This window comes from Actinomadura formosensis NBRC 14204 (genome assembly GCF_001552155.1).
In the GTDB taxonomy this organism is placed as follows: domain Bacteria; phylum Actinomycetota; class Actinomycetes; order Streptosporangiales; family Streptosporangiaceae; genus Spirillospora; species Spirillospora formosensis.
The window spans coordinates 64,689-71,587 of record NZ_BCQQ01000018.1 but is presented as its reverse complement, the minus strand read 5'-3'; the positions used below and the strand labels follow the sequence as shown (position 1 = coordinate 71,587).

The following is a 6,899-nucleotide window of genomic DNA, read 5'->3' as shown; positions in this document are numbered from 1 at the left end:
CGGGCCTGGGCGGCGGCGCGGCGGCGGGCGGCGTCCATGCCGACGGCGACGCGGAGGAGCGCCAGGTGGCCGGCCAGGAGGGCGGCCGGGGGCAGCGTGGCCCACCAGGGCGCGACGCCGGACGCGACGACGGCGACGGCGGTGAGGACGAGCAGGGTGAGGCCCGTGGTGCGGCGGCGGCGCCGGGCGATGATGGTGGCGCGGCTGACCCGGCGATGCGGCGGCGGGACGTCCTCGGCCGGTGTTTCCTCCTCCTCATCGTCTTCGGGACGCTTGTGGAGGATCCGGGAGATTCCGGTCGTCTCAGTGTCGCGGCGCAGCCACATGGGTACGAGAACGATCGCCCAGACTGCGACAATGGCGAGATACAGGACGGTGCTGCTCACCGGCCCCACCATCCCGGGGCACGCTCAAGAAGCGGACCGACTTTCGGCGCGCGAACGTGCGTTGGGAGCAGGGCCACGCCCCGCACGGTACGAGGGGCTGTCAGAGGTTGACGAGCATGAGGGACGGTGTGTCGCGAAATCGATCGCGCCGTTACTCTCCGTTTGCCGGGCCTTCTCGTTCGGAGGTTTCTTACGGCGGGAAAGTCATGGGCGGTTCATGCGCGGCGGGGAAATGCCTGTTTGCGCCGGGCGAGCCAGCGTGCGCGCAGGCCACCGGGCACGTCCTCGACGGTGAGGGCGTAGCAGATGTGGTCGCGCCAGGCACCGTCGATGTGCAGGTGGCGGCGCCGAATTCCCTCTTCCCGGAATCCGAGCTTTTCGACGACGCGGCGGCTTGCGGCGTTCTCCGGACGGATATTCGCCTCCAACCGGTGGAGGCCGACGGTGAAGAAACAGTGGTCGACGGCGAGCGCGACGGCGGTCGGAATGACACCGCGCCCGGCGATCCCCTTGTCGACCCAGTAGCCGATCTGCGCGGACCGGGCGGAACCCCAGACGACCGCGCCTATGGTGAGCTGGCCGACGAATTCCCCCTCGTACGTGACGACCCAGGGCAGCGCGAGACCCTGCCGGGCCTCGCGGCGCATGGTGTGGACCATGCTGAGGTAAGGTCCGAGGCCGCTGCGGAACAGCGGCGTCTCGGGGTTGGTGGGCTCCCAGGGGCGGAGCCAGTCGGCGTTGCGCACCCGCAGCTCACGCCACGCGGCGGCGTCGCGGTGCCGCAGCGGGCGCAGTCCTACAAGGCCTTCGGTCAGGGTGACCGGCCATCCCCGTAAACGTTCCACGGTTCCATGATTCCCTGGTCGGACGTCCGAACGCCATCAATTCTCTCCGAGAATCCGGGCACGCGGGACGTTCGTCGCACTTGGCGCCCGTGTTCGGTCCCTCGGACGCGTCGCCCGCTCTTCGGGGTGTCAGGGGCGGGGGTGGTCGCCGCCTCCCAACTGGTCCACCGCGTGGGCCAGGACGCGGCCCAGGACGGTCATGCCGTCGCGGACGCCGCCGGTCGAGCCGGGCAGGTTGACGATGAGCGTGCGGCCCGCGACGCCGGCGAGGCCGCGGGAGAGGATCGCGGCGGGCACCTTCTCGCGGCCCTCCAGCCGGATCGCCTCCGCGATGCCCGGTATCTCCCATTCGATCACTCGCCGGGTCATCTCGGGGGTCTGGTCGGTCGGGGTGAGGCCCGTCCCGCCGGACGTCACCACGACGTCATAGCCGGTGCCGACCGCGTCCCGCAGCACCTCGGCGACCGGCTCGCCGTCGGGGATGACCACCGGGCCGTCCACCTGGCAGCCGAGGTCCTCCAGCATCTCGACCAGCACCGGTCCCGACTTGTCCGCGTAGACGCCCGCCGCCGCCCGGTTCGAGACCGTGACCGCCATCGCCCTGATCATCGCCGCCACACTCCCGTCTTGCCGCCGGTCTTCTCCTCGACCCGCACGTCGGTGATCACGGCGGCGGGGTCGACGGCCTTCACCATGTCGACGAGCGCGAGCGCGGCGACGCTGACGGAGGTGAGCGCCTCCATCTCGACGCCGGTGCGGTCGGCGGTCCTGGTCACGGCCTTGATCGCGACGCCGTCGTCCCGGACGTCCAGGTCGACGGTGACACCGTGCAGTGCGATGGGGTGGCACAGGGGGACGAGGTCGGGAACGCGTTTGGCCCCCATGATCCCGGCGATGCGGGCCACGGACAGGGCGTCGCCCTTGGGGATGTCACCGGCGCGCAGTAGGGCGACGCACTCGGCCGACAGGCGGACGAAGCCCGTCGCCGTCGCGGTCCGGGCCGAGACGTCCTTCGCCGACACGTCGACCATGCGGGCCGCTCCCGCGTCGTCCAGGTGGGTGAACTCCGTCATGACGGCAACCTCATGACCTTGACGTGGGAACCGGCCGGCATGACCTCGACATCCTCCGGAAGCTCGATGAGCGCGTTCGCGGACGAGAGCGAGCCGAGCTGGTGCGAGCCCTGCACCTCGGCCGCCGTGACGGTGTAGGACCCGTGGCTGAACGACAGCCTGCCCCGCAGATAGTGCCGGAGCCCCGCGGGCGACTGGACGTCCTCGGCGAGTACTGCGCTCACGGTCTGCAGGGGGTCCGGCGCCAGCCCCTGCATGGCGAGCAGCGCGGGACGCACGAAGACCTGGAACGACACGTATGCGCTTACAGGGTTGCCAGGGAGCGTGAACACGGGCGTGCCGTCAAGGAGGCCGAACCCCTGCGGCTTACCGGGACGCATCCGCACCTTGTGGAAGCCCACCGTCCCGGTGCCGGTCAGTACCTCCTTGACGACGTCCCTGGTGCCCATGGACACGCCGCCGGTGGTGACGATGGCGTCGGCCCGGACGAGCTGGTCCTGGAACATTTCCAGGACCTTGCCGGGCTCGTCCTCGACCGTGGCCTGCCGGATGCCCACTCCGCCTGCCTCGATCACGGCGGCGGTGAGCATGAACGAGTTCGACTCCCAGATCTGACCCGGCGCCAGAGAAGTTCCGGGCTCGCGCAGTTCGTCGCCTGTGGCCACGACCACGACGCGGGGCTTCGGGCGTACCGTCACCCGGGCCCGCCCCACCGCCGCGATCATCCCGAGCTGGGGCGCGGTGAGCCGCGTGCCCGCGTCCGCGACGATCTGGCCTGCGCGGACGTCCTCGCCGGCGCGCCGGATGTAGTTGCCCGGGGGTGCGGCACGGAAGACCTGGACGGTGGCGCTTCCGCCGTCCGTCCACTCGACCGGGATGACCGCGTCGGCACCGGCGGGCAGCGGCGCGCCCGTCATGATCCGCGCGGTCAGGCCGGGCCGGATCGCCGGCAGGCCGGAGTCGCCCGCGACGATGTCCCCGACGACGGGCAGCGCGACCGGGGCCGCGTCGGTCGCCGCCGCGATGTCCGCCGCGACGACGGCGTAGCCGTCCATCGCGGAGTTGTCGAACGGCGGCACGGGCACCGGCGCGGACACGGGCTCGGCGAGCACCGTGCCCTGCGCCTCCAGCAGCGCCAGCTCGTGCGGCGGCAGCACCTTCACGCTGCCGAGGATCTCCGTCAGATGCTCATCGACCGTTCTCATGACCACGTTCCCAGTCTGGCCGCTGTCAGGCGGTCCCGGGACCGCCCGCGCCGCCGGAGCCGTCCTGCTTCCGGACGAATTCGCGCAGCCACGGGATGAACTCCGGCGCCAGGTCGGGACGTTCCGCGGCGAACTGGACGACCGTCCGCAGGTACTCCAGCTTGTTGCCGGTGTCGTAGCGGCGGCCCCGGAACTTGACGCCGTAGACGCCTCCGCCCTGGTCGGCGGGCATGTCGGCGAGGGTGCGCAGCGCGTCGGTCAGCTGGATCTCGCCGCCGCGTCCGGGCGGGGTCTTCTCCAGGACGTCGAACACGGCGGGGTCGCAGACGTAGCGGCCGATGATGATCCAGTTGCTCGGCGCCTCCTCGACGGCGGGCTTCTCGACGAGGTCGGAGATGCGGACGACGTCCTCCTCGTCCGTCGCCTCGATGGCCGCGCACCCGTAGGCGGAGACCTGGTCGGGCTCGACCTCCATCAGCGCGATCACACTGCCGCCGTACTGGTCGCGCACCTCGATCATGCGGCGCAGCAGCTTGTCGCGCGCGTCGATCATGTCGTCGCCGAGCAGCACCGCGAACGGCTCGTTGCCGACGTGCTGGCGGGCGCAGTGCACGGCGTGCCCGAGCCCGCGCGGCTCGCCCTGCCGGACGTAGTGCATGATCGCGAGGTCGCTGGACTCGTGCACGGCGTTCAGCCGCTCCTCGTCGCCCTTCGCGCGCAGCGCCTCCTCAAGCTCGTAGGCTCGGTCGAAATGGTCCTCGATGGACCGTTTGCTGCGGCCGGTGACCATCAGGACGTCGCTGAGGCCGGCGTCGACCGCCTCCTCGACGACGTACTGGATCGCCGGTTTGTCGACGACGGGCAGCATTTCCTTGGGGGTCGCCTTGGTGGCGGGCAAGAATCGGGTACCGAGACCGGCCGCCGGGACGACCGCCTTGAGTACAGGTGCAATGTCGGCCATGTACCGACCCTAGCCATCGTGAGGACGACAGCGTGCACGACATCGTTTCGAAGACCGATCTCCGGGCGGAACTGCTCGGCAGACGTGCGGCGATGCCGCCCGAGATCCGGGCCGCGGCGGGACGGCCGATCCGCGACGCGCTGCTGGAGGTCCCGGAGGTGGAGATGGCGGGGACGATCGCGGCCTACGTCTCGATCGGCGATGAGCCGGACACGCGGGGCCTGCTGTTCGCGCTGTGGAAGCGCGGGGCGTATGTGCTGCTCCCCCGCCTGCTGCCGGACGGCGATCTCGACTGGGCGTCCTACGAGGGGCCCGACTCGCTCGTCCCGGGGCCGCGCGGCTGCCTGGAGCCGTCCGAGCCGCCGCGCGGTCCGGGCGCCGTGGCCAGCGCGGACGTCGTGCTGACCCCGGCCGTCGCCGTCGACCGGACGGGCGTGCGCCTCGGCCGCGGCGGCGGCTCCTACGACCGGGCACTCGCGCGGGTCGGGCCGGCGATCCTGACGGTCGCGCTGCTGTACGACGACGAACTGGTGGAGATCCTGCCGGCGGAGCCGCACGACCAGCGGGTCAGGGCGGTGGTGACGCCGTCCCGGGGGCTGGTCCGGCTCGGCTGACCGGCGGGGCCGTCCGGGCACGGCCGAACCTGGTCGCGGTGGGTCGCGACAACGTCAGCGCGGCCATCCGGGGACGGGACGTGCAGAACATCGTCAACGGGGTAAATCCGCAGGTCAAGCGGCGGTAATCGGTCTTCCCGGCAGGCCGTCCATCAACTGGAAATGCGCGATCGGCCGCTGAATCTGTAGGATTCCTAAACGATCAAGTTTGACGACCTCGAAGGGCGGGATGTGCACCTCGACATCTGGCTACTCCTCGGGGCCACGCTCGTACTCTGCGCGATCATCGCGGTGCGGCTGTCCCACCAGGCCGGTCTGCCGACGCTGCTGGCGTACCTGGGCCTCGGCCTCCTCATCGGCGAGTCCGGCCTTCTCCACATTCGCTTCGACAACGCCGAACTGGCCGAGACGCTCGGCCTCGCCGCCCTCGTCCTGATCCTCGCGGAGGGCGGCATCACCACCGACTGGCGGCGCATGCGGCCCTCGGTGCCCGCCGCGCTCAGCGTGTCCACCCTCGGCACCCTGCTCAGCATCGTCGTGGTCGCCCTCGCCGCCATGTGGCTGGTGGGGATGGACTGGCGACCCGCGTTCCTGCTCGCCGCGGTGCTCGCGCCGACCGACGCGGCGGCCGTGTTCTCGGTGCTGCGGCGGCTGCCGCTGCCCTCCCGGCTGATGGGCCTGCTGGAGGCCGAGTCCGGCTTCAACGACGCTCCCGTCGTCATCATCGTCGTCACGCTCAGCGCCCATACGACCGCCCCCAACCTGGTCGAACTGCTCGGCGTGATGGTGTACGAACTGGCCGCCGGCGCCGTCATCGGTATCGCGATCGCCTGGCTCGGCGCACAAGCACTGCGGCGTGTCGCATTGCCGGCTTCCGGCCTCTACCCCATCGCGGTGTTGTCGCTGTCCATCGGCGCTTATGGCGCTGCCTCACTGCTGCATGGGAGCGGGTTCCTCGCCGTCTACGTGAGCGGGCTCGTCCTCGGGAACTCGCGGCTTCCGCACCGTCCCGCCACCCGCGGCTTCGCGGAAGGCGTCGGCTGGCTCGCCCAGATCGGATTGTTCGTGATGCTCGGCCTGCTGGCCGACCCCGGTGACCTCCCCGGCCAGATCCTGCCCGCGCTCATCGTCGGGTTCGTGCTGCTGCTCATCGCCCGTCCGGTATCGGTCGGGCTGTCCACGATCGGGTTCGGGCTGTCGTGGGGCGAGAAGATCTTCACGTCCTGGGCCGGGCTGCGCGGCGCCGTGCCGATCGTCCTCGCCACCATCCCCATGGTCGCCGATGTCCCGAGCGCCGGACGGCTGTTCGCGATCGTCTTCAACATCGTCGTCATGTTCACCCTCCTCCAGGGGCCCACGCTGCCACTGGTCGCGCGCTGGTGCCGGCTGGAGAGCGACGAGCAGACCCGCGAACTGGACGTGGAGGCGGCGCCGCTGGAGGAGTTGCACGCCGACCTTCTGGAGGTCCGCATCCCGCCCGACTCGATGCTGAGCGGCGTGGAGATCTTCGAACTGCGGCTGCCGCCCGGCGCGTCCATCACCCTCGTCGTGCGGGACGGGGCGAGCTTCGTCCCCGAGCCCACCACGCCTTTGCAGGCCGGTGACACGCTCTTGGTCGTGACCACCGACGCCGTGCGCGGGATCACCGAACGCCGTCTGCGCGCGGTCAGCCGCAAAGGACGGCTGGCGGGCTGGTTCGGCGAGACGGGCGCCTGACCGGCCGCTCCCCTGGCCGGACGTTTCCCTGACCGGTCAGGGAACAGGTCGGGGGCGAATAGTGTTCCACGCATGGGTACCATTAGCAGTCGTTCATAG

The 6,899-nt window shown here is 70.9% G+C and carries 8 protein-coding genes; 2 read left to right on the top strand and 6 right to left on the bottom strand.

The window, feature by feature from the left end; genetic code table 11:
* The 6 genes from AF1_RS07185 to galU all read right to left on the bottom strand — a co-directional run.
* The coding region (locus AF1_RS07185) for a hypothetical protein (protein ID WP_157419144.1) at positions 1-386 on the bottom strand (386 nt) is incomplete at its 3' end.
* A gap of 215 nt (positions 387-601) precedes the next feature.
* Positions 602-1,231 carry a GNAT family N-acetyltransferase gene (locus AF1_RS07180; RefSeq protein ID WP_067794216.1) on the bottom strand — a complete coding sequence of 210 codons (630 nt, stop codon included), beginning with the start codon at positions 1,229-1,231 and terminating at the stop codon, positions 602-604.
* 129 nt (positions 1,232-1,360) lie between these two features.
* The gene (locus tag AF1_RS07175; protein WP_242608843.1) at positions 1,361-1,828 is read right to left on the bottom strand and encodes a MogA/MoaB family molybdenum cofactor biosynthesis protein; all 468 of its coding nucleotides are present in this window, start codon (positions 1,826-1,828) and stop codon (positions 1,361-1,363) included.
* 8 nt (positions 1,829-1,836) lie between these two features.
* Complete coding sequence (moaC, locus tag AF1_RS07170) at positions 1,837-2,304, bottom strand: cyclic pyranopterin monophosphate synthase MoaC (RefSeq protein WP_067794215.1); 468 nt, start codon at positions 2,302-2,304, stop codon at positions 1,837-1,839.
* Positions 2,301-3,509 carry a molybdotransferase-like divisome protein Glp gene (gene glp, locus AF1_RS07165; protein ID WP_067794214.1) on the bottom strand — a complete coding sequence of 403 codons (1,209 nt, stop codon included), beginning with the start codon at positions 3,507-3,509 and terminating at the stop codon, positions 2,301-2,303. Before glp ends, moaC begins: the two co-directional genes overlap by 4 nt.
* Before the next feature lie 25 nt (positions 3,510-3,534).
* A complete protein-coding gene (galU, locus tag AF1_RS07160) occupies positions 3,535-4,470 on the bottom strand; it encodes a UTP--glucose-1-phosphate uridylyltransferase GalU (RefSeq protein WP_067794213.1) in 936 nt (311 codons plus the stop codon).
* Between the two features lie 32 nt (positions 4,471-4,502).
* Between galU and AF1_RS07155 the strand changes: the two genes are divergently transcribed.
* Together AF1_RS07155 and AF1_RS07150 are read left to right on the top strand one after the other, a co-directional pair.
* Positions 4,503-5,084 carry a 5-formyltetrahydrofolate cyclo-ligase gene (locus AF1_RS07155; protein WP_084262526.1) on the top strand — a complete coding sequence of 194 codons (582 nt, stop codon included), beginning with the start codon at positions 4,503-4,505 and terminating at the stop codon, positions 5,082-5,084.
* A 231-nt stretch (positions 5,085-5,315) separates the two neighbouring features.
* Complete coding sequence (locus AF1_RS07150) at positions 5,316-6,800, top strand: potassium/proton antiporter (RefSeq protein ID WP_067794212.1); 1,485 nt, start codon at positions 5,316-5,318, stop codon at positions 6,798-6,800.
* The last annotated feature ends 99 nt before the right edge of the window (positions 6,801-6,899 follow it).

Excerpts from the sequence above, each read along its gene's own strand:
- AF1_RS07175 (WP_242608843.1), bottom strand. The coding sequence starts at position 1,828 with ATGGCGGTCACGGTCTCGAACCGGGCGGCGGCGGGCGTCTACGCGGAC.
- moaC (WP_067794215.1), bottom strand. The coding sequence starts at position 2,304 with ATGACGGAGTTCACCCACCTGGACGACGCGGGAGCGGCCCGCATGGTC.
- glp (WP_067794214.1), bottom strand. The coding sequence starts at position 3,509 with ATGAGAACGGTCGATGAGCATCTGACGGAGATCCTCGGCAGCGTGAAG.
- galU (WP_067794213.1), bottom strand. The coding sequence starts at position 4,470 with ATGGCCGACATTGCACCTGTACTCAAGGCGGTCGTCCCGGCGGCCGGT.